The 21,067-nt window shown below is 64.7% G+C and carries 25 protein-coding genes and 1 riboswitch; of the genes, 4 read left to right on the forward strand and 21 right to left on the reverse strand.

Translation table 11 applies throughout. The features are described from left to right. Nucleotides 1-175 precede the first annotated feature (175 nt). Nucleotides 176-2,734 carry an alpha/beta hydrolase fold domain-containing protein gene (locus R3C13_RS04035; RefSeq protein WP_371309508.1) on the forward strand — a complete coding sequence of 853 codons (2,559 nt, stop codon included), beginning with the start codon at nt 176-178 and terminating at the stop codon, nt 2,732-2,734. A gap of 19 nt (nt 2,735-2,753) precedes the next feature. Here R3C13_RS04035 and R3C13_RS04040 read toward each other — a convergent pair whose 3' ends face one another. The 8 genes from R3C13_RS04040 to metA form a co-directional block, all read right to left on the reverse strand. Next, the gene (locus tag R3C13_RS04040) at nt 2,754-3,215 is read right to left on the reverse strand and encodes a YaiI/YqxD family protein (protein WP_371309644.1); all 462 of its coding nucleotides are present in this window, start codon (nt 3,213-3,215) and stop codon (nt 2,754-2,756) included. Nucleotides 3,216-3,220: 5 nt separating this feature from the next. After that, on the reverse strand, nt 3,221-4,390 hold the full coding sequence (locus R3C13_RS04045; protein ID WP_371309509.1) for an acyl-CoA dehydrogenase family protein: 1,170 nt from the start codon (nt 4,388-4,390) through the stop codon (nt 3,221-3,223). 30 nt (nt 4,391-4,420) lie between these two features. Continuing rightward, nucleotides 4,421-4,768 carry an MmcQ/YjbR family DNA-binding protein gene (locus R3C13_RS04050; RefSeq protein ID WP_371309510.1) on the reverse strand — a complete coding sequence of 116 codons (348 nt, stop codon included), beginning with the start codon at nt 4,766-4,768 and terminating at the stop codon, nt 4,421-4,423. Between the two features lie 10 nt (nt 4,769-4,778). Beyond that, nucleotides 4,779-5,894 carry a DUF3667 domain-containing protein gene (locus tag R3C13_RS04055; RefSeq protein WP_371309511.1) on the reverse strand — a complete coding sequence of 372 codons (1,116 nt, stop codon included), beginning with the start codon at nt 5,892-5,894 and terminating at the stop codon, nt 4,779-4,781. Nucleotides 5,895-5,907: 13 nt separating this feature from the next. Further along, nucleotides 5,908-6,816: a lysophospholipid acyltransferase family protein gene (locus tag R3C13_RS04060; RefSeq protein WP_371309512.1), complete on the reverse strand. Its 909-nt coding sequence runs from the start codon at nt 6,814-6,816 to the stop codon at nt 5,908-5,910. Further along, nucleotides 6,791-6,991 (reverse strand): hypothetical protein, encoded by a 201-nt coding sequence (locus tag R3C13_RS04065; protein ID WP_371309513.1) that lies wholly within the window; start codon nt 6,989-6,991, stop codon nt 6,791-6,793. The genes R3C13_RS04060 and R3C13_RS04065 overlap by 26 nt, the downstream gene beginning before the upstream one ends. A 125-nt stretch (nt 6,992-7,116) precedes the next feature. Further along, complete coding sequence (locus R3C13_RS04070; protein WP_371309514.1) at nt 7,117-8,283, reverse strand: acyl-CoA dehydrogenase family protein; 1,167 nt, start codon at nt 8,281-8,283, stop codon at nt 7,117-7,119. A 44-nt stretch (nt 8,284-8,327) separates the two neighbouring features. After that, on the reverse strand, nt 8,328-9,245 hold the full coding sequence (gene metA, locus R3C13_RS04075) for a homoserine O-succinyltransferase (RefSeq protein ID WP_371309515.1): 918 nt from the start codon (nt 9,243-9,245) through the stop codon (nt 8,328-8,330). Between the two features lie 73 nt (nt 9,246-9,318). Next, a riboswitch (SAM riboswitch) is annotated at nt 9,319-9,397 on the reverse strand. 276 nt (nt 9,398-9,673) lie between these two features. On the opposite strand from metA, the gene R3C13_RS04080 reads away from it, so the two are divergent. Next, nucleotides 9,674-10,717: a pyridoxal-phosphate dependent enzyme gene (locus tag R3C13_RS04080; RefSeq protein ID WP_371309516.1), complete on the forward strand. Its 1,044-nt coding sequence runs from the start codon at nt 9,674-9,676 to the stop codon at nt 10,715-10,717. 3 nt (nt 10,718-10,720) lie between these two features. On the opposite strand, the gene R3C13_RS04085 is transcribed toward R3C13_RS04080, so the two are convergent. From R3C13_RS04085 to R3C13_RS04120, 8 genes are all read right to left on the reverse strand, one after another. Continuing rightward, on the reverse strand, nt 10,721-11,173 hold the full coding sequence (locus R3C13_RS04085) for a GNAT family N-acetyltransferase (RefSeq protein WP_371309517.1): 453 nt from the start codon (nt 11,171-11,173) through the stop codon (nt 10,721-10,723). 6 nt (nt 11,174-11,179) lie between these two features. Next, nucleotides 11,180-11,992 (reverse strand): enoyl-CoA hydratase/isomerase family protein, encoded by an 813-nt coding sequence (locus tag R3C13_RS04090; protein ID WP_371309518.1) that lies wholly within the window; start codon nt 11,990-11,992, stop codon nt 11,180-11,182. Between the two features lie 97 nt (nt 11,993-12,089). Continuing rightward, on the reverse strand, nt 12,090-13,103 hold the full coding sequence (locus R3C13_RS04095) for an NADP-dependent oxidoreductase (protein WP_371309519.1): 1,014 nt from the start codon (nt 13,101-13,103) through the stop codon (nt 12,090-12,092). Between the two features lie 121 nt (nt 13,104-13,224). After that, a complete protein-coding gene (locus R3C13_RS04100; protein ID WP_371309520.1) occupies nt 13,225-13,755 on the reverse strand; it encodes a rhodanese-like domain-containing protein in 531 nt (176 codons plus the stop codon). A 104-nt stretch (nt 13,756-13,859) separates the two neighbouring features. After that, nucleotides 13,860-14,759, reverse strand: a complete 900-nt coding sequence (locus tag R3C13_RS04105; RefSeq protein ID WP_371309521.1) for a tyrosine recombinase XerC — start codon at nt 14,757-14,759, stop codon at nt 13,860-13,862. Nucleotides 14,760-14,906: 147 nt separating this feature from the next. After that, on the reverse strand, nt 14,907-15,374 hold the full coding sequence (locus tag R3C13_RS04110; RefSeq protein WP_371309522.1) for a YcgN family cysteine cluster protein: 468 nt from the start codon (nt 15,372-15,374) through the stop codon (nt 14,907-14,909). Next, nucleotides 15,353-15,628, reverse strand: coding sequence for a GNAT family N-acetyltransferase (locus R3C13_RS04115; protein WP_371309523.1), 276 nt, complete (start codon nt 15,626-15,628; stop codon nt 15,353-15,355). The genes R3C13_RS04110 and R3C13_RS04115 overlap by 22 nt, the downstream gene beginning before the upstream one ends. Beyond that, nucleotides 15,625-15,912 (reverse strand): GNAT family N-acetyltransferase, encoded by a 288-nt coding sequence (locus R3C13_RS04120; protein ID WP_371309524.1) that lies wholly within the window; start codon nt 15,910-15,912, stop codon nt 15,625-15,627. The genes R3C13_RS04115 and R3C13_RS04120 overlap by 4 nt, the downstream gene beginning before the upstream one ends. Nucleotides 15,913-15,992: 80 nt before the next feature. Between R3C13_RS04120 and mnmD the strand changes: the two genes are divergently transcribed. Next, the gene (mnmD, locus tag R3C13_RS04125; protein WP_371309525.1) at nt 15,993-17,849 is read left to right on the forward strand and encodes a tRNA (5-methylaminomethyl-2-thiouridine)(34)-methyltransferase MnmD; all 1,857 of its coding nucleotides are present in this window, start codon (nt 15,993-15,995) and stop codon (nt 17,847-17,849) included. Here mnmD and R3C13_RS04130 read toward each other — a convergent pair. The 5 genes from R3C13_RS04130 to R3C13_RS04150 form a co-directional block, all read right to left on the reverse strand. Beyond that, nucleotides 17,829-18,035, reverse strand: coding sequence for a hypothetical protein (locus R3C13_RS04130; RefSeq protein ID WP_371309526.1), 207 nt, complete (start codon nt 18,033-18,035; stop codon nt 17,829-17,831). The two genes, mnmD and R3C13_RS04130, sit on opposite strands and share 21 nt — an antisense overlap. 46 nt (nt 18,036-18,081) lie before the next feature. Continuing rightward, nucleotides 18,082-18,528 carry an envelope stress response membrane protein PspC gene (gene pspC, locus R3C13_RS04135; RefSeq protein WP_371309527.1) on the reverse strand — a complete coding sequence of 149 codons (447 nt, stop codon included), beginning with the start codon at nt 18,526-18,528 and terminating at the stop codon, nt 18,082-18,084. Nucleotides 18,529-18,538: 10 nt separating this feature from the next. After that, the gene (pspB, locus tag R3C13_RS04140; RefSeq protein WP_371309528.1) at nt 18,539-18,796 is read right to left on the reverse strand and encodes an envelope stress response membrane protein PspB; all 258 of its coding nucleotides are present in this window, start codon (nt 18,794-18,796) and stop codon (nt 18,539-18,541) included. Between the two features lie 113 nt (nt 18,797-18,909). Next, the gene (gene pspA / locus R3C13_RS04145) at nt 18,910-19,590 is read right to left on the reverse strand and encodes a phage shock protein PspA (RefSeq protein ID WP_371309529.1); all 681 of its coding nucleotides are present in this window, start codon (nt 19,588-19,590) and stop codon (nt 18,910-18,912) included. 30 nt (nt 19,591-19,620) lie between these two features. Next, on the reverse strand, nt 19,621-19,752 hold the full coding sequence (locus R3C13_RS04150; protein ID WP_371309530.1) for a hypothetical protein: 132 nt from the start codon (nt 19,750-19,752) through the stop codon (nt 19,621-19,623). A gap of 207 nt (nt 19,753-19,959) precedes the next feature. On the opposite strand from R3C13_RS04150, the gene pspF reads away from it, so the two are divergent. Beyond that, a complete protein-coding gene (gene pspF / locus R3C13_RS04155; protein WP_371309531.1) occupies nt 19,960-21,063 on the forward strand; it encodes a phage shock protein operon transcriptional activator in 1,104 nt (367 codons plus the stop codon). The last annotated feature ends 4 nt before the right edge of the window (nt 21,064-21,067 follow it).

Below are 21,067 nucleotides of genomic sequence, written 5' to 3' on the forward strand. Positions count from 1 at the left end.
CACGCCGCCGAGTTGGATGAAAATCCGAGCTCCTGTCAATGCATGGCGCAAATCGGTGGAACCAGGGGACCAACGGTGCCCTTCCCGAATTTGAGGGCCCCTTCCCCGGCGTTGCGGATTGTCACCTTACGGGTGTGGCGCAATACTCCTGAAAAAATCAGGGAGGAACATCGCCATGAATCTCGACATTGCGACAACGGCGCTGCTGGCGCAGCTGGCGGCCGCCGGCGGACCGGGACTGCACGAGATGGACCCAGTTGAAGCCCGGATGGTGGGCGGGGCCATCGCGGCGCTCTATCCCGAAGGCCCGGACATGGCCGAGGTGAGGGAAATCGACATTCCGACGAGCGACGGCGGCAGCTTCCGCGCCCGCAGCCTGAAGCCGTCGGCCCGGTCGAACGGCGTTCTGGTCTATTATCATGGCGGCGGCTGGGTGCTGTCGGACATCGACCAGTATGACACGCTGGGCCGCCAGCTGGCGGAGCGGACGAATTGCACCGTGCTGCTGGTGGATTACCGCAAGGCGCCGGAGTTCAGGTATCCGACCGCGCCCAATGATGCCTGGGATGCACTTCTCTGGGCGAAGGCGAATGTGAAGGCGCTGGCCGGGGCGGACGTGCCGCTGATGGTCGGCGGGGACAGTGCCGGGGGCAACCTTGCCGCGATCGTCTGCCAGAAGGCGAAGGCCGCGGGCGGGCCGGAGATTGCGCTGCAGCTGCTGGTTTATCCGGTGACGGACGGTGCAATGGCGACGCCCGGCTATGCCGACCCGAACAACCAGCTCTTGCTCAACACGCCGCTGATGCAATGGTTCTGGGAGCATTATGCACCGGACACGGCGGACCGGCTGAAGCCGGATGCCTCACCGCTGCGGTCGGACGATCTTGCCGGCCTGCCGCCGGCGGTGATGATCACCGCGGAATACGACGTGCTGCGCGAAGAGAGCGAGGCCTATGCGGCGAAGCTGCGCGCGGCGGGCGTACCGGTGGTGTTCAAACAGTTCGACCGGCAGATGCACAATTTCTTCGCCATGCCGGGCATGCTGCCGGCGCAGGCAAAGGCCGTCGAGTTTGCCGGAGAGCAGATCGTGCGCCACCTTGCGACGTCCTCCGAGGCCGATGCCGTGGTGGTCGGCGCGGGCTTTTCCGGCATGTACCAGCTGATCCGCCTGCGCGAGATGGGGCTCAAGGTGCGCGTGATCGAGGCGGGCGATGGCGTCGGCGGCACCTGGTACTGGAACCGCTATCCGGGCGCGCGCTGCGATATCGTCAGCATGGCCTATTCCTATGGCTTCTCGCCGGAACTGGAACAGGACTGGGTGTGGTCAGAGAAATATGCGACCCAGCCGGAGATCCTGCGCTATGCGGAACATGTCGCCGACCGGTTCGACGTGCGCAAGGACGTTACCTTCGGCACGCGCGTGACACGATCCGTATACGATGAGGAGACCGGACGCTGGACTGTCTATACCGATGGCGGCGAGGCGATTTCGGCGCAATATCTGATCATGGCGACCGGCTGCCTGTCGGTGCCGAAGGCGCCGGATATTGCGGGCGCCGACAGTTTCGCGGGCCCGACCTACATCACCGGAAAATGGCCGCATGAGGGCGTCGACTTTACCGGCAAGCGTGTGGCCGTGATCGGCACAGGCTCCTCCGCGATCCAGTCGATCCCGCTGATTGCCGAGCAGGCAAAGCAGCTGACCGTCTACCAGCGCACGCCCGCCTTCTCGCTACCTGCCGGCAACCGGCCGCTCACCAATTCGGAAATTTCCGAGATGAAGGAGCATTACCGCGAATACCGCGAGGCGCAGAAATACCATCCGGCCGGCATTCCGGACCCGCCGCGTGCAATGCTGTCGGCGCATATGGTGTCGCCGGAAGAGCGGCGGAAAACCTATGAGGCGGCGTGGGAAACGGGCATCCTGACGGCCCTGTCGGGCGCCTATACCGACACGCTGACCGACCAGCAGGCGAATGACTGGGCGTCGGATTTCATCCGTGAAAAGATCGCCGAACGGGTGAAGGATCCGGAAACGGCGAAATCCATGATGCCGGACTCGTATCCCTTCGCGACCAAGCGCGCCTGTCTCGATTCGAACTATTACGAGACCTTCAACCGAGACAATGTCTCGCTGGTCGATGTGCGCAAGCAGCCCATCGAGTGCATCACGCCGAACGGCATCCGCACGGGGGCCGGCGAGGAAGCCTTCGACGCCATCGTGTTCGCCACGGGCTTCGATGCCATGACCGGGGCGCTGATGAATGTCGACATTCGCGGCAAGGGTGGCCTCGCCCTGCGCGACAAATGGGCGAACGGTCCGCACACCTATCTGGGCATCGGCGTCGCAGGCTTCCCAAACCTGTTCACGATCACCGGCCCGTCCAGCCCGTCGGTCCTCTCCAACATGCTGGTCTCGATCGAGCAGCATGTCGACTGGGTGAGCGACTGCATCGCCTGGATGCGCAAGAACGGGCTGGCCACGATCGAGCCGACGGAAGCGGCGGAAGACGAATGGGCCGCGCACAATGAGGCGGTGGCGAACAGTACGCTCTTCCCGCAGGCGAACAGCTGGTATATCGGCGCCAACGTACCCGGAAAGCCGCGCACCTTCATGGCCTATATCGGCGGCGTCGACGTCTACCGCATACTGAGCGACCAGATCGCGGCGTCCGGCTATCACGGGTTCCGCACCAGCAAGGCAGCGCAGCCGCGCGAAGCCGTGCCAGCCTGAGATTGACAAAGTCAGCGGGTCAGGCGCCCGCCGACTTTTTCAGGGCGACCATTTCGACCTCCATCGCGTTCAGGAAGCGCGAGCGGTCCTGTTTGGAGAAAGGCGGCGCGCCACGCGGCGCGTTCTCGCCAAGCCCCGCGCGAAGATCCGCATGGATGGCGCGGACCGCGACGGCATTGCCGATGGAGGCATCCGTGAAGGGCTTGCCTGTGGGCGAGAGGACGCGGGCGCCTTTTTCGAGGGCACGCTGGGCCAGCAATATGTCGGCGGTGATGACGAGGCTTGCCGCATCGGCCCGCTCGGCAATCCAGTTGTCGGCGGCGTCGAACCCGTCGGTGACGACCTGGCGCGAAATGAGGCGATGCTCCGGAATGCGAAGATAGGCATTGGCGACGATGATGACGGGCACGCCGTGGCGGAGCGCGACGCGATAGACCTCCTCCTTGACCGGGCAGGCATCGGCATCGACGAGAACCGTCAGGCTGGTCAAATCATGCCGCCATCTGTGGGCAGGCCGAAGAGGACGCGGCCGGTGAGCTCGAGAGTCGCGGGCGCGGTGACGATATGCTGGGTCGCGGCATGAGCGTCGCGGAACTGGCGCTGGAGGGGCGAGGTTTCGAACAGGGCTGCGCCGCCGCCAAGGTCGTACAGTGTACGGCAGATATTGGCGGAGGTGCGCACCATGTGCGTGCACGCAAGGCGCAGATCGGCCCGGATTTCCATGGGGATTTCGCCCGGCTGCTGTGCGATCTCCCACACACGGTCGATCTCGGCGAAGAGATAGGCACGGGCGGCGCGCCAGCTGGCTTCCGCTTCGGCATAGGCGGCCTGGATCGTGGCGCGCTCGGCGAGGGTCTTGGCAGAGCCCTGGTTTTTCTTGGCGATGGCAAGGTCGCGGAATGTGTCGAGGCTGCCGCGCGCATTGCCGAGGGCGACCGAGGTGACGCCGAGCGAGAGCAGGCCGAAGGCCGGGAATTTGTAGAGCGGGCCCGTTTCCAGCGGCGCGCCGCCGACAAGGCGCAAGGTGCGCCCCTCCGGCACGAAGACGTCTTTCACCTCGATGTCGCCGGAGCCGGTACCTTTCAGGCCCATGACGTGCCAGGTGTCGTTGAGCGTGGCCTCGCCTGCCGGGAAGACCGCCATCAGGGTTTCCGGTGCGCCGTTGGCCATGCGGCGCATCTCGCCATTCTCCCAGACGGTGCAGCCGCCGCAGAGCCAGGTGCAGTTGGCCGAGCCCGAGCCCCATTGCCAGCGGCCGGTGACGCGATAGCCCCCCTCCTCCACCACGGCCCGGCCCATGGGCGCGAAGACGCCGCCGGTGATGGCCATCGGATCGGCATAGATTTCTTCGGCATGCTCCGGTGCCATCCAGGCCGCATTCATCGCCGTGGTCGCCGCGATCATGGCGCACCAGCCGGCGCTGGCATTCGCGGCGGCCAGAATTTCCACGGTTTCGACCAGCGTGCGGGGATCCAGTTCCAGGCCGCCAAAGCGGGCAGGTGTGACAAGGCGGAAGAGGCCGGCCTCGGCCATCTTCTGCGCAAGGTCTGCCGGCAGGCGGCGGGCGTCTTCCATCTCTGCAGCACGCGCAGCAAGTTCTGGCGCAAGGGCGCGGGCGGCGGCAAGGGGGTCAATCGGCGGGATCGTATCGGGCATGCTGCCAGCCTACGCCTTTTCTGCGTCCGCTCAAACGGTCAGTTCGCCATGATATTTCGGCGGGGCGGCATGACGCCACGACATGATGAGCGCCGATCGCAGCGTTGCCTCGTCGCACGCGGCGAGCCTGATGGTCGTCGCGCCCTTGTCCCCCCATTTGTTGGGAACCTTCGAAAAAATGGCCGGCTCTGCGCCCGTCAGCATCGCCTGCTCGTCCACGGCGAGGAAGACATTGCAGCTCTTGCCGTCACCGGCGAGCGTTACAAACATCTTTCCCTTCGGCACGTCGACGCGGAAGCCGGCCCGGTCGAAGTGCGGCTTTTCGAGCGCGTGGGGCAGCGCAAGGGCGATCTTTCGAAATTTCGCTTCCGTGATCATCGTGGCCGCCTCAGAGCGACAGGGCGCCGAGAATGACGGCCAGCAGGAGGCCGCTCATCAGGGCGCAGAAATAGACCGTATCGAGCGTCATGACCCGCAGGATCGACGTGATTGCGCCGCGTCCGTAGACGACGCGGTTCATGCGATAGAGATACCAGTTGGAATAGATGATCAGCAGGAAGATCACCCAGCCGAGCCCGATAAGCGGCGACAAGGCACCCCCCAACGCCATGGCGAAGAACAGGGCGGAGTGGAAGTGCAGCGACACGATGAGATGGTCGAAATAGAGGAACTGGCTGCGCCAGAGATAGGTCAGCGCCAGCAGGGCCGCGTAGACCGGCAACATCACGAACATGAGGCGCGGGATCCAGCGCATGGTCTGCTCGCCCAGCTCCTCGGGATTGTCGATCACTTTCTGGAGACGGGCGGCGTCCTTGTTTCCGTTGGCACTGGCTTCGCGGATGGCATCCGCCGCTTCCTTGGGGATCGGGCCTTCCCATTCGCCACCAGGCAGGGTTTCGGCCGTTTCGCCGGTTGCATCCGCTTCGCCTTCGGGCTGATCCGGCGTGACGAGCCCCGGAATGCCCTCTTTCCAGCCATCTTCCGCCGCTGCGACGGATTCGAGCGCGACTTCATACGCTTCATCCGTCATGTCGCCCGCATCATGCGCCCGCTCGATTTCGGCGCGGGCCTCATCGAAATCGGCGGTTTTCGTGCCGGTGAGGAAGGACAGGCCGTGCCCCATCAGCAGCGGCATCGCGACGAAGAAGACGAGCGAGGCAAGGACATAGAGCCGGAAAGGCGGGATGAAACGCGCGCGCTGGCCGTCGAGATAGGCGCGGGTCATCTTGCCGGGCTTCAGCAGCAGGTCCGGCAGTGTGCGGGCGATGCGCCCGTCGATCGAGAACAGGGTCTCGAGGCTTTCGGCAAACAGCGCCCAGAACGGGCGGCGCACGCTATGGGCGCTCTGGCCGCAGGCATGGCAGAACTCGCCGGCAAGTGGCTCGCCGCAATTCAGGCAGTTCGTGTCGGTGACGGGACCGCCAGGCTTGCCAGCGCCCGCAGCCGCATCGGCGCCAGCATGTTCGATGGCCGTGTCGAGGCCCGACCCGAGATCTGTGTCCATGTTTCCCTCCGCCCTACCGGAATATGCGAGGCTTGCGCTCCATGAAGCGCCGCGACGCTTCGGTGTATCGCAGGGGCATGCGGCCCGGCGCAAGGCCGTAGGTGGTTTCGCGCAGGAATACCATCAGGTTGTGCCGCTTGCCCGCCGCCGCGAGATCATCAGGCGAGAGCGTTTCGCCGATCTCAACGCGCAGGGATTTTCCCATGCGGCGCCTGACTTCGCGGAAGACGAGCGCGAGGCGCAGCTCCAGCGAGACATGGCTCGCAATCTGGAAGAGGCGTGAATTCTGGCCGTCGAAAAAGATCGGCGTGACGCTGGCATTGGCGTGGGTGATGAGCTTGGCCGTAAACGGCTTCCACTCATCGTCGACCGCCGTCGGATCGAAGGGCCGCGGCGTGGTGGCAACGCCGCCCGAGGGGAAGACGATGACACAGCCGCCCGCCTTCACATGCTCAAGCGCGGCCCGGCGCATGGCGACATTGGCGGCGACGGCCGCGCGCGTGCCGGAGAAATCCACCGGCAGGAGGAACGGCCGCGCCTCGGGCACGCCGTCGAGGGCGGAATTTGTCAGCACCCGGAAATCCGTGCGGCGCAGGCTGACGAGCCAGCAGATGACAAGGCCGTCGAGCACGCCGAAGGGATGGTTCGCCACCACGACCAGCGGGCCCTCCTTCGGGATTTCGGAGAGGCGCGAGGCAGAGAACTGCACGTCGAGATCCAGGAGGCGGATGGCCGCCTCGAAGAAAGGCACGTCGTCAGCGAGGTGCTGGCGGTAATGGGCGTAGAGCTGTTTCAGCTTGGGCTGGCCGGAGAGGCGTTCGATCGCGCGGATGAAGCGGCGCTTTACGGGATCCTCGAAATAGGAGGCGTAGGACAGCTCCGGATCGGCGGCGATCTCAGGCGCGGACTTGGGCGGCGTCACGGCGCCACCGCCTGCCGATCCACGCGCCCACCGACAGGGCGAGATTGGCCGGCACAAGGGTCATGACAAAGGCCCAGACCGGAAGAAAGGCGGCCGGCCAGAGATAATGCGCGCCGACCATGGCGATGACCGCCACGGGCGTGACCCAGCGCAAGATCCTGAACACCTGCCACACGGCGCCTGTCTCCCTTCCCGTCAGTCATGCCGTTCTGGCGGCAGGCGGGCGCGGCCGCAATCCGGAATTTCCACGAGGGCCGGATTTCTCCGTCCCTGCGCGTCAGGCGGGCGGCGCATGCCATGCTAGAGCCTCCACATCCGGGCGAGATTGTTCTTCTGCATGTCGGACGAACCGCCGACAATGGGCATGCCGAGCAGGTCACGCACATTGCGCTCAATGTCATAGGCGTCCGACAGGCCATAGGCGCCGATCACCTGCTGGCAGGCAAGCGCGATTTCGACGCCCGTATCGGCGACGAACAGCTTGGCCATGGCGGTTTCGGCGGAACAGGGCTGGTGCTGCGAGGCGAGCCAGGCGGCGTGATAGAGCATGTGGCGGCAGGCGGCGAGCTTTGTGCGGGCGGTGACGAGCTTGTGGGCGATGGCCTGGTGTTTGCCGATGGGCTTGCCGAACTGGACGCGCTCCTGCGCATAGGTCCAGGCCTCTTCGAGGGCGGCGCGGGCGATGCCATAGGCGACGGCGGTGATCTCGATCTTTTCCACGTCCAGCGCCCGTCCGGCCAGCATCTGCCAGCCCTTGTTCCAGTTGTCCGGCCCGCCGACGATGGCGGATTCCGGCAGGCGAACCTCGTCGAGGAAGACATCCATGGAGGCGGTGTAGCGAAGGTTCACATGCTCGATGGGTTGCATGCTGACGCCCGGCGCATCGGTCGGCACAAGGACGAAGGTGAGGTTGCCATGCCGGCTGTCCGCCTCCCCATCCGAGCGGCAGAGGCAGTAGATGTAATCCGACCAGTCGGCGCCGGTGCACCAGCGTTTGGCGCCGGTGATGACAAGCTCGCCACCCTCGCGGCGCACGCGCGTCTCGACGCTGGGCAGATCACCGCCGACATTCGGTTCGGAGAGGCCATAGCAGAGGAACATCTCGCCGCGCGCGAGCTTCGGCAAGAGTGCCACCTTCTGTTCCGGTGATCCGTTCTCGGAAATATTGAGGCCGCCATAGAAGGCCGCATGGATGAAGGGCCCTGCCATGCTGGGGCCACCCTGGCAGAGTTCCTCGATCACGGCGGCGGCGGCGTAGATATCCTCCCCCTGCCCGCCATAGTCTTCGGGAATCGTGAGGCCGATGAGGCCCATTTCGGCGAGTTCGCGGAAGAGGGCCCGGTCCCAGGTATGGGCCTTGTCCCATTCGCGGCGCTTCTCGCGCGGCATCTTTTCCGCCACCCAGCGGGACAGCTGGCGGCGGAGTTCGGTGACGTGATCGGGCTCAGGGGCGAAGGCATGTGTCATGGCGCGCAAATTACGCGATGCGCCAGCCCGCGCAATCCTGCCCATCAGGCACCGATGTCCGCCAGGTCATAGGGCGTCGACTGGTAGACCTGGTTCACCCAGTTGCCGAAGAGGAGGTGGGCGTGGCTGCGCCAGCGGTTGAGCGGCGGGCGTTTGGGGTCGTCGCCGGGGAAGTAATTGTGCGGGATGGCAATGTCGCTGCCCTGCGCCACATCGCGCTCATACTCTTCCTTCAGGGAAAAGCTGTCATATTCGACATGGTTGAACATGAAGAGGCTGCGGCTCGGCGCATGTTCCAGCAGGCTGGGCCCCGTCACCGGGCAATCGACCAGCAGGTCGAGTTCCGGGCGGGCGCGCACATCGTCAGCGTGCACTTCCGTCCAGCGGGACACCGGAATGAGAAAGTCATCCGAAAAGCCGTTCAGATAGGGCGAGGCGGGCGCGAGGTTGCGCTGGCGGTAGATGCCGAAGGCCTTTTGCTCCAGCTGGTATTTCGGCAGGCCGTGGAAATGCCAGGCCGCCGCCATCGCGCCCCAGCAGATAAACAGGTTCGAATGCACATTCGTCCGTGTCCAGTCGAAAATGCGGGCAAGCTCGTCCCAATAGGTGACGTCTCCGAACGGCAGCTGTTCGACCGGCGCGCCGGTGACAAGGAACCCATCGAACTTGCGGCCAGCCACTTCCTCCCAGGTCTGGTAGAAACTGATCAGGTGTTCCTGCGGCGTATTCTTCGGCAAATGGCCGCCGATGCGCACCAGCGTCAGCTCCACCTGCAGCGGCGAAGCGCCGAGCAGGCGGGCGATCTGCGTCTCGGTTCGGATCTTGTTCGGCATGAGGTTCAGCAGGCCGATCTGCAGCGGGCGGATGTCCTGTCGCGTTGCGTCGGACTCGCGCATCACCGCCACACCCTCTTTCAGGAGGGTCTCACGGGCAGGTAAAGTGTCCGGAATCTTGATCGGCACGGCTGTTACTCTCGCTTCGGCCAGCTTCAGGACAAAAACAAATCGGGAAAAAGGAACGCGGGAGACGTGTGCTCACTTCCTTCGCGCGGCCCTTTTAGCGACTTGTTTTACGTGGCTGCAAGCCGGCCGGCCAAATCACCACGAACAGCGCATGTAGCGCCGGGACGCGCCGTGGGCAAGAGGCCCCAGCCCCCGGCGCCGCCAGAGGATTAATTGCTGTCCACCTGACGCGGTCAGTTTCGGGCGCTTCCGGCCGGAATACCGGGCAAAAACCCCTTCCGTTTCATACTGTCCCCTTCCGTGGCGTCGCTGACGGGGAAAAAGTCGTCGCCAGCGACCGACTGCCGCAAAACAGTTCACGCACTTTTCATTTTGTGTGAGCCTGCTAGGCGTGCGGGGTCGACCATAAGGATTGGCGGGACCAGCCGATGCCCTCACGTACCGCATTCACCGATTGCCCCTTCCGGATCGGCAAGACACCGCTGACCCGATACGAACTGGTCCTGAACGGCCTTCGCCATGAATTGCTGGTCAAGGAAGAGCGCTGCAACGAGTTCGGCTCGGTCAAGGATCGTGTCGCCTGGCATGTCCTGTCGCAGACATTGAAGAAAACCGGCCCGGTCAAGGCCGTGGTCGATGCCTCTTCCGGCAATTATGGCTATGCGCTGGCCTCGATCTGCCAGCGGCTCGGCATCGCGGCCACCATCGTCTCGTCGCCCTCCATCAGCGGCTACAATGCTGCCGGGATCGAGCGGGCGGGCGCACGCCTGATCATTGCGGAAGGCGAGCCGGGCGAGTCCTCCAATGCGGCGCGGGTTCGCGTGGCGGGCGAAATCGCCGAAGCCGAAGACCTTGTTTTCCTTGACCAATATTCCAATCCGCTGAACCCGGCCGCGCACGAAACATGGACCGCGCCGGAAGTTTTCGCGGAAGGGCCGTTCGATGCCTGTTTCGTGACCTCCTCGTCCGGCGGCACGGCGCGCGGCTTTTCCGACTATCTGAAGGCGCATCCGGGCCTAGCAAAACTCTACCTCGTGGAGCCGGCCGCCTCCGGCGCCTTCCTCGATGCCGCCCCCGGCGCGGGCAACAAGCTGAAAATCCCCGGCTATGGCAGCCAGCGGCGCTCGTCCTTCTCAGGCATGAAGCCAGACCCGAACATGATCCGCATCGACGAGCCGTCGACGCTTGCCGCCTTTGCCCTGCTGCATGAGCACGAGCTGGCACAGGTGGGCCTTTCCAGCGTCGGCGTCATCCTCGGCGCCATCGACTGGCTGTCGCAGCAGGAGCGGCCGAGCAGCGCGGTGTGCATCTGCGCCGATGGCGACGAGCGCTATCTGGAAGAATTCGAGTCGCGCTATGTGCCGTCCGTGGCACGGGCCGACTATGACGCCGCGCGCGAGCGGCTCGGCCCGGTCATCGGCACGATGCAACGCATGGCCAATACCGCCGTGCGCGAGAAAACCGGCACCTGACCGCTACTGAAGGGGATGCACCAGCCGCGGCAGCTTGCGGCCGGGAATCGAACGCGACTCAACCTCGCCATCCGGCACGGCGCCCATCCCGGTGTAAAATGGCACGGCATTGGGATCGGACTCGATCACCAGACGCTTCGCGCCATTGTTGCGCGCAACCCGGCAGGCCCAGACATAGAGGTTGAAGCCCGTCCCCTCCCCCAGCCGCTCCGGATCGACGAAGAGCTTTTCGAGCACGGCATCGTCACCCTGCTTCGACACCTGCACCACGCCGGTGACACCGCGCTTGTCCTCTGACAGCATGACGGCATCTGTCTCCAGGTCTTTCTTCCGGATCGTCAGCTCACTGCGGAAGGCATCCATCATGGCATCGGAATAGCCCCAATGGCCTTTCGACCGGAAGCAGAGGCCGGAGAGCTTGCGCAGTTCCGACGGTTTGGGTTCGCGCAGGATCATCTTGGGTCAGTCTCCGGTGAGGTTCGGGGCGCGTTTTTCCTTGAAGGCCATCACCGCCTCGCGCCGGTCGCCAAGATAGTTCGACACACTTTCCCAGCCAATGCTCGCATCCATCAGCTGCGCCGCAAGCGCGCGCAAGGGGATGTTGGCGGTCGTCTTGGTCCAGCGCACGGCCCATTTCGGATTGGCAAGGATCTTCCCCGCAAGTTCCTCGACTTTCGCATCGAGCGCGGCGGCGGGAACGGCATAATTGATGAGGCCGAGTTGCTGGGCCTCTTTCGCAGAGAGAAGGTCGCCCGTCATCAGGAGTTCCTTGGCCTTGGCAAAGCCGATCAGCTGCGGCCAGATCAGCGCGCCGCCATCGCCCGCGACGAGGCCGACCTTGACATGCGGGTCGCCGATCTTCGCGGTCTCGTCGGCGACGATGATGTCGCACAAGAGCGCGATGGTGGCACCGAGCCCGGCAGCAGCCCCGTTCATGCGGCAGATGATGGGCTTTTCCATCTGCAGCAGCGTGACAACGATCTGCTTGGCGTCCCAGCCGATGGCGCGGAAGCGTTCCGGGCGCTCGATCTGTTCCTCGAACCAGTCGAAATCCCCCCCCGCACAGAAAGCGCGGCCCTTGGCCGAAAGGATGATGAGGTCGCTTTCGCTGTCGCGCTGCAGGCAGTTGAAGACGAGCGCCAGTTCGGTGTGCATCTGTTCGTCGACGCCGTTCACCGGATGATCCGACGTGATATATGCCGTCAGCACACGGCCTTTCCGCTCGAAGGTGAAGCGCTCCCACTTGTCCTTTGTGATGTCGTATACAGTGCTCATTATTTCCTCCCGAAAGGCAGCTCACCCTGAGCGAAGTCGAAGGGCGATCTGCCCGGCCGCGCTCGTGCTTCGACTTCGCTCAGCATGAGCGCTACTCCTAACCCACCTTCACAACCCTGCGGCCAAAATTCTCTCCCCGGAACAGGCCGCAGAAGGCCTCCGGCATGGCCGCAATGCCGTCGAACCGGTCTTCCTTCGCCTGCAATTTTCCGCTGGCCAGCATGCCGGCCATATCTGCCAGCGCGGCGGGAAAGCCTTTGATGAAATCGAACACGACGAGGCCCTGCATATTGATGCGGTGGGTGATGAACGGCGCGGTGTGCGTGATACCGGTACGTTTCTCGGGCGGGACATTGTAATCGGCCACCTGCCCTGAAATGCAGATGCGCCCGTTCATCGCCATCTGCGGCAGGACGCGGTTCACCATCGCATTGCCGACATTGTCGAACAGCACGTCGACGCCCTCGGGAAACGCGGCGTGGATCGCATCGTTCAGGTCCGGCGCCGTCTTGTAATTGATGGCGGCGTCGAAGCCGGCGGTTTCCGTCAGCCAGCGGCATTTCTCGTCGCTGCCCGCGATGCCGACGACCTGCGCGGCACCCCAGGCTTTGGCGAGCTGGCCCGCCGTTGCGCCGACCGGGCCCGCCGCGGAGGTGACCAGCACGCGGTCCCCTTCCCTGAAACGGGCGGTCTCCTTCAGGCCGAACCAGGCCGTAAGCCCCGGCACGCCGAGCACGCCGATCCACGCGGACAGCGGCACGGGCACATCCGGCACTTTTCCGATGAAGCCGCGGCCGGACTGGATCGAATGGGTGCGCCAGCCGGCGGCGCAGAAGACCTTTGTGCCATCGGGATAGTCAGGATGCCGGCTTGCCTCCACCACGCCGACGCTGAAACCGTCCACCGGCTTTCCAAGCGGCAGGGCGGCAGCATAGGAATCGCCGCCGGAGAGACGCGAACGCGTGCCGGGATCGACCGAGTTCCAGACATGGGCCAGGCGGAACTGGCCGTCTTTCGGCTCCGGCAGGGGCAGCGCCTCCAGCGCGAAATCCTCCGGCACGGGCGGGCCGTCGCAATGCCTTGCCAGCACGATCTGCTGCATCTCCGCCATGCCGGCGCCTCCCTTGCACGCTTTTGCCCCACCCTATCGCGACACGCGGGCGTGTCACTTCCCTTCCTTCGGCTGACGCCGCGCAAGGCAGGCAATTTCAGGGCGGGAAAAGCGAAGGGCGCTAGTGCTCGGAGAGGTCGAGGTCGGAGACCCAGTTGATCTCCGGATCCTGGATCGAGTGCATGCCTTTCAGCTCATAGATGTTCGTATAGCCGTAGCCATAGAGATTGATGAAGGTCGGCACGTTGAGGGCAAGCGGTGCGCTCTTCAGCATGATGGGCGCGACATTGTCCTCGAAATTATTGTTGCAGTAGATGAGGATGCGCGTCGTCCTGGATGGAATCACGGCGGCGAGCTTGTCGTCCGTGAAGTCCGAAAAGTTCACATTGATCGCGCCGTCGATATGACCCTGCGCAAAGGCGCCGGGGCTGCGGCTGTCGAGAATGATCGTGTCCGGATCGTCTTTCATCTCGTTGAAGTCGACAAGGGAAACGAGACGGCCCGCGCGATAGGCCTGAACCTCACCGCTCACGGCAAGAAAGCCGTCATAGTCGATAAAGGAGTCCCGCTCCTGCGCATTGGCCATCAGGCCGCAGCCGATAAAAGCTGCGATGGTCAGGATACCGAGGATCGTGTTCCGCTTTGCGCCCATGACGCGACTCCCTGTTGCGCTCATGTGAATCATTACGCGCGATTAAGGCAGGAAAATGGGCATGAATGGCGATTCATGGGGCGTTTGGAGGGCCTTTTCGGCGATCATGCACGCGGGTGTGCGGCCGCATGCACCTCGCGCAGCCGGCTGGAGTCGACGCCGGTATAGACCTGTGTCGTGGAGAGCGAGGCGTGGCCGAGCAGTGTCTGGATGGCGCGCAGGTCCGCCCCGGCCGCCAGAAGATGCGTTGCGAAGGCGTGGCGCAAGGCGTGCGGTGTCGCCGTTTCGGGCAGGCCGAGATATCCGCGCAGCTTCTGCACGAGCCCCTGGATGATACGCGGGCTGAGCGCGCCGCCCTTCACCCCGCGAAACAGCGGACCGGACTTTGTCAGCGCATAGGGGCAGATCGCGGCATAGGCTTCGATCGCGTCCCGCACGGCCGGGATCAGCGGCACGATGCGCACCTTGCCGCCCTTGCCCCTGACGCGCAGGCGCTCCGGCGCGGGCACGTCTGCACCTGTGAGGCTCAGCGCTTCGGAGATGCGCAGGCCCGCGCCATAGAGCAGCGACAGGACGGCGGCGTCCCGTGCATTGACCCAGGGCTCGGCGTCGGGGTCCGTTTCCGCTTCCTGGATCAGATCCTTCGCCGCCTCGATGGACACCGGGCGCGGCAAGCGCTGGGGCCGTTTCGGGCCCTGAAGGTAAGCCACTTCCGCATTGTGGATATCATAGGCCCGGCCGAGCCAGCGATAGAGCGCCTTGATGGAGGACAAGAGCCGCGCAATCGAGGCATCCGACAGCCCGTCACGGCGGCGCTGGGCGAGATGGGCGCGGATGTCGCGCGCCCGCAGGCGGCCGAGCGCCTTCAGGGTCGGTTCCTCGCCAAGGTGCAGGCGCAGGAAACCGAAGAAGCCGGCCAGATCAGAGCGGTAGGCCTCCACCGTCTTCTCCGCCATCCGGCGCTCATCGGTGAGATAGGAGGTGAAGGCGGCGAGCGTGTCCATCGCAGCAGAGTGGCATGGACAGGCTTAAGGAGAGGTTCTCTCCCGTCTGGCCATGCTTCGACTTCGCTCAGCATGAGCTGCGTTGCACGCGGCAGGAGCGGAACTCATCCTGAGCGAAGTCGAAGGATGAGTTGGCCGGGCACAAGCCTAGGGCTCATTGCCTTCCCAGTCGACGATCCAGTCTTCGGGGTCTTCATCGAAGACGGTGTCTTCCGAGACGGTCCGGCCCCGGATGGAATGGCCGGTCGTGTGCACGCGGTTGCGGTCGCCGCAGACGAGATGGTGCCAGTCCGGCAAGTCCTGCCCTTCCAGCAAGAGCCGGTAGGCGCAGCTGCGCGGCATCCAGTTGATTTCCGCCACGGTCTGCGGCGTCAGGATCACGCAATCCTCGACGATCTTTTTCCGGTTCTTATAGTCGGCGCAGCGGCAGGCCTGCGCGTCCAGCAGCCGGCAATGCAGGCGGGTGTAAGCGATCTCGCCCGTGTCTTCGTCTTCCAATTTCAACAGGCAGCATTTGGCGCAGCCGTCGCAGAGGGATTCCCATTCCTCGCGCGACATCTCCGCCAGCGTCTTCTGTTTCCAGAACGGCATGCTCATGCCTGCATGACGGACCATTCCGCCTTTTTCTCGATCAGGGCCGAGGCGAACCAGCATTCGGAGGAGACTGTCTCACCGGCGAGGATGATGTCCTGCATGATCGCTTTGACGAGCTGGTGGCCATAGCCACGCCCGCCGAGTGGTCCCGGCACGATCGTGTGGGTGATGTGCCGGTGGCCCTCACGCGGCCGCTCATAGGTGAGGTAGCCCTCGAGCCCGTCTTCGAAGAGGCTGTAGCGCATGCGGTTCTCGTCATGGGTGATGTCAGTCATTGCAGCAGGTCCTGCCATTCGGGGTGTTTGTCGATCTGCGCCTTCGCGAAGGGACACAAGGGAATGATCTTTATCCCCGCCGCCCTCGCATCTTCCACGGCGCGGCGCACAAGCGCGACACCGACGCCCAGGCCGGCAAGCGCTTTGGGCACTTCGGTATGGTCGATGATGATGCGCGTCGCGCCGGCCTTGGAAAACGTCATCTCTGCCTCATGGCCGTTCACCACGGACACGTAGCGCCCATTGGTGGGCGCGTCTTCGCGGCGGATGTCGAAGTCGCTCATGCCGCTTAAGTGGCCCGGCTGGCGTTCCGGCGCAAGCGGGCGCTGTTCAAAGCACGGGGCCGCCGCTATCAGGGCGGGCCATGACCCGCCTGCTGACACAGCCCGAGATCGACTGGAAGGATGACGGCACGCCTGTCGCCCGCGCGGCCGGTGACGTCTATTTCACGGCCGGCGATGGCCTCGGCGAAACGCGGGCTGTGTTCCTCACCGGCTGCGGCCTGCCGGAAGCCTGGGCCGGGCGCGAGAGCTTCACGATTGCCGAGACCGGGTTTGGCACCGGGCTGAACTTCCTCGCCGCCTGGGAGCTGTGGCGGGCGCGCAGGCCTTCCCCGGCGGCGGTCCTGCATTTCGTGAGTTTCGAGGGATTTCCCCTCGCCGCCGACGATGCGGCGCGGGCGCTCTCGGCCTGGCCGGAACTGGCGGAACTTGCCGGGAAGCTGGTCGCCATATGGCCAGGCCCGGTGAAGGGTGTTCGCCGGTTCGTGTGGCCAGACGACGGGGTGACATTAACCCTGCATCTCGGCGACATTGCGGAGACGCTGCCCGCCAGCATTTACCATGCCGATGCCTGGTTTCTCGACGGGTTCAGCCCGGCGAAGAACGAGGCGATGTGGGCCGAAAGCCTGTTTCCCCTGATCTCTGAACGCAGCGTTCCGGGCGCGCGGGCGGCGACTTTCACGGTCGCAGGCGCCGTGCGCCGGGGGCTTGCCGAGGCGGGCTTCGAGGTCGCGAAGGCGCCCGGCCATGGACGAAAGCGAGAGCGGCTGGAAGCGCGTCTGCCGACGCCGCCCGCGGCACGCCCGGACCCATATGGCGTCGCCGGGCCCCTGCCCCGCGCGCCCCGCGTGGCGGTCCTCGGTGCAGGGGTCGCTGGCGCCGGCACAGCCCACGCCCTGAAGCAGCTGGGCGCGGAACCCGTCGTGTTCGATCCGGCGCCGGGCCCGGCGAGCGGCGGCAGCGGCAATCCGATGGGCCTCGTCATGCCCCGGCTCGATGCCGGCGACACGGTGCAGGCCCGCCTGCTGGTCGATGCCTACCTAGCCGCACGCGCCGCCTATGCCGGCCGGCCGGGCGTGAGCGAAACGGATGTGCGGCAGGTGCCGAAGGATGTGGGCGAAGCGGCCCGGTTTGAAAAACTCCTCGCCGATCCGCCCTTGCCGCTGGAAGACCTGGAAGCGCTCGCCGGAGGCGGCCTGCTGCACAAGCGCGCGCTGATCGTGGAGCCGGCGAAACTGGTCCCCTCCCTGCTGGAAGGGATCGCGCAGCGCTATGGATCGGTGCCGGAGGTCGACCTCCGTGTCCGGACGGTCAATGGCGAGGCCTTCGATGCAATCGTGTTCGCGAACGGCATGGCGGCAGGCATGGCGTTTCCGTGGCTCGGCCTGGACGCACGGATGGGCCAGGTTGATTTCTGCGATGGCCCGGCCGATGCCCCGCCTTTCGCCATGGCGAGCGGCTCCTATGCCCTTGCCCTTGGCCACCGGCGCCTCTGGGGGGCGACCTTCGACAAGGTGCCACCGGAGACCGTTCCGTATACGTCAGATGCCGCGCGCGAAGAGAATCTCAAGGGTGTCGAGACGCTGTCGCCGTACTGGGTGCGGGATGCGCGGGGGCCTGATGTCGCGTCCCGCGCCAGCCTGCGCGCGACGACCGGCGACCGCCTGCCCCTGATCGGCGCCATGCCGGACCATGACGCCTTCCTGGAGACGTTTGCCGGAATGCGAAAAGGGCGCCCGGCAGATGCGGACGCCCCTCTTCTTGCTGGTATTTTTGTATCTTCCGGTTTCGGGGCCCGGGGGTTCACCTGGGGCCCGTGGGCCGGGTCGATCCTCGCCGCCCGCCTTTGCGGCGCACCGGCCCCGGCGGCCAGGGCCGCCCTTGAAGCGGTCAGCCCGGCCCGGTTACTCCTGCGCGCCTTAAAGCGGCAGGAGGCCTGACCCGCCGGCCCGCGCGAGGGCGACCCGCAGGCCGCCATCCTCATGCGGTGCCACCGACAGTTCGAGCCCGGCCAGTTCGACGGCCATATGTCCCTGCAGGCTGGCAACCAGCGCAATGCCGATCAGAATGGCCACGGCGACAGCGCCAAGCAGCCAGTTGTTCGTCAGTAGGGTCCCCTTGCTCATTTTTCCGTTCCTTTACCGGAGTTCTTATCTTGGTGGGTGGGAGAGATCAGTTGCCGCGCTCGAGATCCCTGAATTCCTTGCGCAGGCGCCATTCGTCGGAGGTCACCTTCCGCTCGATGTCGCGCAGGCGCTCGTCGAGATCCATGAAGGTGTATTTGAGGGTTCCGAACGTGGCGCGCGGGCGGTCGGAGACACCGCGCCAGAAGGCGTCCTCATCCGGCGACATGGCCGGCATGCCCAGCGGGGCATACGGCGTAATCATCCAGACGGTCACATAGGCAACGATCGCAATCGGGCCGAGGCCGAACAGCGTGCCGAGCACAAATAGGATGCGGACCAGGACCGGCTCCCAGCCGAAGCGTTCGGCAATGCCGCCGCAGACGCCGGCGACCACCTTGTCCTGCCGCGAGCGGTAGAACCTTTTTGGGTTGGGAGAATCATAGATTCGCTCGCCATGGACGGCATCGCGGAATCGGCGGGAGTGGCGGGACATATCGTTTCCTCTAATCGTCAAAAGTGGTGCGGGAGCTGCGAGGCGGACGACGGGGGTCCTCAGCCTCGGAGCCATCGAGCAGGCGTTCCAGCGTCTCGATGCGGCGTTCCATCTGGCGCGCCGAGCGCCAGAGGTCTTCCATCATCCGCTCATCGTCGGGCAGCAGGGTCTTCTGCTTCCGCCAGAGCGTGACGTAGTGGAGGATCATCGCCGGCAGACCGATACAGGTGGTCGCCACGATCGCCAGGATGAAAATCTCTTCTGGCATCAGGCAGCCTCATTCTGCTTGGCGCGACGGTCTTCGATCGACATGGCGATGAGACCCGGCGAACAGAACAGGACCAGGAAGGCCACGAGCATCAGGAAGGAAACCAGCATGGATCAGCCCTCCGACTTCTTGGTGGACACCTTGGCACGCTTCGCCTTGAGGGCCGCGAGTTCCTTCTCGATGCTTTCGTCCTGCTCAAGGGCAGCGAACTGGGCTTCGAGGGTCGGCTCGTTGCCGCGGATCTGGTCGGCATAGGCTTCCATCTCGTCGACCTTGCGCTCAAGGTTGCCATAGCGGGCGAGCGCTTCGTCGACGCGGCCGTCATAGACCTGGCTGCGGATGCGGATGCGCTGTTCGGCGGCCTCGCGGCGCATCATCAGGGCACGGTGCTTTGCCTTGGCTTCGTCGAGCTTGGCCTGCAGCTTGGACAGGTCGTCCTGGCGCTTTTCAAAGGCTTCTTCCGCGGTCGCCATGGCATGCTGGCGGCGCTCGATTTCGGCTTCGGCCTTCTGCTTGGCGACGAGGGCACCGCGGGCGAGGTCTTCGCGGCCCTTGTCGATGGCGAGCTCGGCCTTGTTGGCCCAGTCGTCACGCAGCGAGGAGAAGTGCACGATGTCGCGCTCCATCTCTTTCTTGTCGGCCATGGCGCGGGCAGCCGCGGTGCGGACTTCGACCAGCGTGTCTTCCATTTCCTGAATGATCAGGCGGGCGATTTTTTCGGGGTTTTCGGCACTGTCGAGCATCGCATTGATGTTCGAGTTGATGATGTCACCGAGGCGGGAGAACAGACCCATTTTGGTGTCCTTTCGTGTCTGGGAGGGGGATTAGAAAAAGAAGCCGCCGAAGAAGACGCCGACAGCAAAGAACATCCAGGTCTCTGCCGGGCGCGTCGACAACCAGCGGCCAAAGCGGCCGGCGTCGGTGCGGGTTTCGGTGCGGTAGTCGCGGTCTTCCATTTCAGTTGGTCCTTCTTGGGTTGAGCAACGCCCTGTCGCTCTGAGCCCTTCTTTCATTTCAAGGACCGTGCCAGACCAAAATTAATTCTATAGAGCCTTGTTTTTAAATGCTAAAAAAGTTTTCGGAGACGATTTGCGAAAGACAATTTCGTTTTTTTGACTAATTTATTAGTCGATTTTTCAAATTGATTTGGCTATTTATACCGCATGATTGATCAACCCACCCAATTGATCGGGGAAGCGCCCGCCTGGCTCAGCGCGCAGGAGCATGTTTCGCGGGTTGCGCCGCTGGAGCGCCCGATCCTCGTCATCGGCGAGCGCGGGACCGGCAAGGAGCTGATCGGGGAGCGGCTGCACTTCCTGTCGAAGCGCTGGGAAGGCCCGTTCGTGAAGGTGAATTGCGCGGCCCTGTCCGAGACGCTGCTCGACTCCGAACTCTTCGGGCATGAGCGCGGCGCCTTTACCGGGGCGACCGAGCAGCGCAAGGGCCGGTTCGAACTGGCAGACGGCGGCACCATCTTCCTCGACGAGATCGCGACGGCCAGTCAGCAGGTGCAGGAGAAGCTGTTGCGCGTGGTGGAATATGGCGAGTTCCAGCGGCTCGGCGGCTCGCGCGTGCTGGCGACCAATGTAAGGATCATCGCCGCCACCAATGGCGACCTGCCGGCGATGGCAGAGGCCGGGCAGTTCCGCTCCGACCTGCTCGACCGGCTCGCCTTCGATGTCATCACCCTGCCGCCGCTGCGGGCGCGGCGAGGCGACGCGAGCCTCCTCGCCGATCATTTCGCCCGCCGCATGGCCGTCGAAATGGGCGAGGATTTTCCGGGCTTCGCGCCGTCTGCGATCGCCGCGATCGAAAGCCATGACTGGCCGGGCAATGTGCGCGAGCTTCGCAATTTCGCCCAGCGCCTCGCCCACCGCTCGATGCTGATGCATCCGGGCGAGCCGGTCGTGTTCGATCCGTCCGCGCTCGATCCGTTCGATTCGCCGTGGCGGCCGCAGTCAGCGGCGCAAAGCGTGAATTCCGCGCCAGTAAAGTCAATTATAGCGCCCCCGGCGGTCACACCCGGGCGCATCGATCCGAGCGTCACGGCAGACTTCAATGCCCAGGTCGCGGCCTTTGAAATGCGCCTCATCGACGAGGCGCTGGCGGTGGCACAGGGCCATCAGGGCCGCGCCGCAGACATGCTCGGCCTGACCTATCACCAGTTCCGCGGCCTGCTGAAAAAACACGATTACGGCAGGAAGCCGGGCAAGCCGAAAGAAGACGAGGGCACACCGCTCAGGGGCGCGCCGCGCCCCGGCATGTAGCCTG

Source organism: Hyphomonas sp. (assembly GCF_041398385.1).
Taxonomy (GTDB): domain Bacteria; phylum Pseudomonadota; class Alphaproteobacteria; order Caulobacterales; family Hyphomonadaceae; genus Hyphomonas.

Excerpts from the sequence above, each read along its gene's own strand:
- R3C13_RS04035 (WP_371309508.1), top strand. The coding sequence starts at position 176 with ATGAATCTCGACATTGCGACAACGGCGCTGCTGGCGCAGCTGGCGGCC.
- R3C13_RS04045 (WP_371309509.1), bottom strand. The coding sequence starts at position 4,390 with ATGCCCGATACGATCCCGCCGATTGACCCCCTTGCCGCCGCCCGCGCC.
- R3C13_RS04050 (WP_371309510.1), bottom strand. The coding sequence starts at position 4,768 with ATGATCACGGAAGCGAAATTTCGAAAGATCGCCCTTGCGCTGCCCCAC.
- R3C13_RS04055 (WP_371309511.1), bottom strand. The coding sequence starts at position 5,894 with ATGGACACAGATCTCGGGTCGGGCCTCGACACGGCCATCGAACATGCT.
- R3C13_RS04070 (WP_371309514.1), bottom strand. The coding sequence starts at position 8,283 with ATGACACATGCCTTCGCCCCTGAGCCCGATCACGTCACCGAACTCCGC.
- R3C13_RS04080 (WP_371309516.1), top strand. The coding sequence starts at position 9,674 with ATGCCCTCACGTACCGCATTCACCGATTGCCCCTTCCGGATCGGCAAG.
- R3C13_RS04085 (WP_371309517.1), bottom strand. The coding sequence starts at position 11,173 with ATGATCCTGCGCGAACCCAAACCGTCGGAACTGCGCAAGCTCTCCGGC.
- R3C13_RS04090 (WP_371309518.1), bottom strand. The coding sequence starts at position 11,992 with ATGAGCACTGTATACGACATCACAAAGGACAAGTGGGAGCGCTTCACC.
- R3C13_RS04095 (WP_371309519.1), bottom strand. The coding sequence starts at position 13,103 with ATGGCGGAGATGCAGCAGATCGTGCTGGCAAGGCATTGCGACGGCCCG.
- R3C13_RS04100 (WP_371309520.1), bottom strand. The coding sequence starts at position 13,755 with ATGGGCGCAAAGCGGAACACGATCCTCGGTATCCTGACCATCGCAGCT.
- R3C13_RS04105 (WP_371309521.1), bottom strand. The coding sequence starts at position 14,759 with ATGGACACGCTCGCCGCCTTCACCTCCTATCTCACCGATGAGCGCCGG.
- R3C13_RS04110 (WP_371309522.1), bottom strand. The coding sequence starts at position 15,374 with ATGGTCCGTCATGCAGGCATGAGCATGCCGTTCTGGAAACAGAAGACG.
- R3C13_RS04115 (WP_371309523.1), bottom strand. The coding sequence starts at position 15,628 with ATGACTGACATCACCCATGACGAGAACCGCATGCGCTACAGCCTCTTC.
- R3C13_RS04120 (WP_371309524.1), bottom strand. The coding sequence starts at position 15,912 with ATGAGCGACTTCGACATCCGCCGCGAAGACGCGCCCACCAATGGGCGC.
- mnmD (WP_371309525.1), top strand. The coding sequence starts at position 15,993 with ATGACCCGCCTGCTGACACAGCCCGAGATCGACTGGAAGGATGACGGC.
- R3C13_RS04130 (WP_371309526.1), bottom strand. The coding sequence starts at position 18,035 with ATGAGCAAGGGGACCCTACTGACGAACAACTGGCTGCTTGGCGCTGTC.
- pspC (WP_371309527.1), bottom strand. The coding sequence starts at position 18,528 with ATGTCCCGCCACTCCCGCCGATTCCGCGATGCCGTCCATGGCGAGCGA.
- pspB (WP_371309528.1), bottom strand. The coding sequence starts at position 18,796 with ATGCCAGAAGAGATTTTCATCCTGGCGATCGTGGCGACCACCTGTATC.
- pspA (WP_371309529.1), bottom strand. The coding sequence starts at position 19,590 with ATGGGTCTGTTCTCCCGCCTCGGTGACATCATCAACTCGAACATCAAT.
- R3C13_RS04150 (WP_371309530.1), bottom strand. The coding sequence starts at position 19,752 with ATGGAAGACCGCGACTACCGCACCGAAACCCGCACCGACGCCGGCCGC.
- pspF (WP_371309531.1), top strand. The coding sequence starts at position 19,960 with ATGATTGATCAACCCACCCAATTGATCGGGGAAGCGCCCGCCTGGCTC.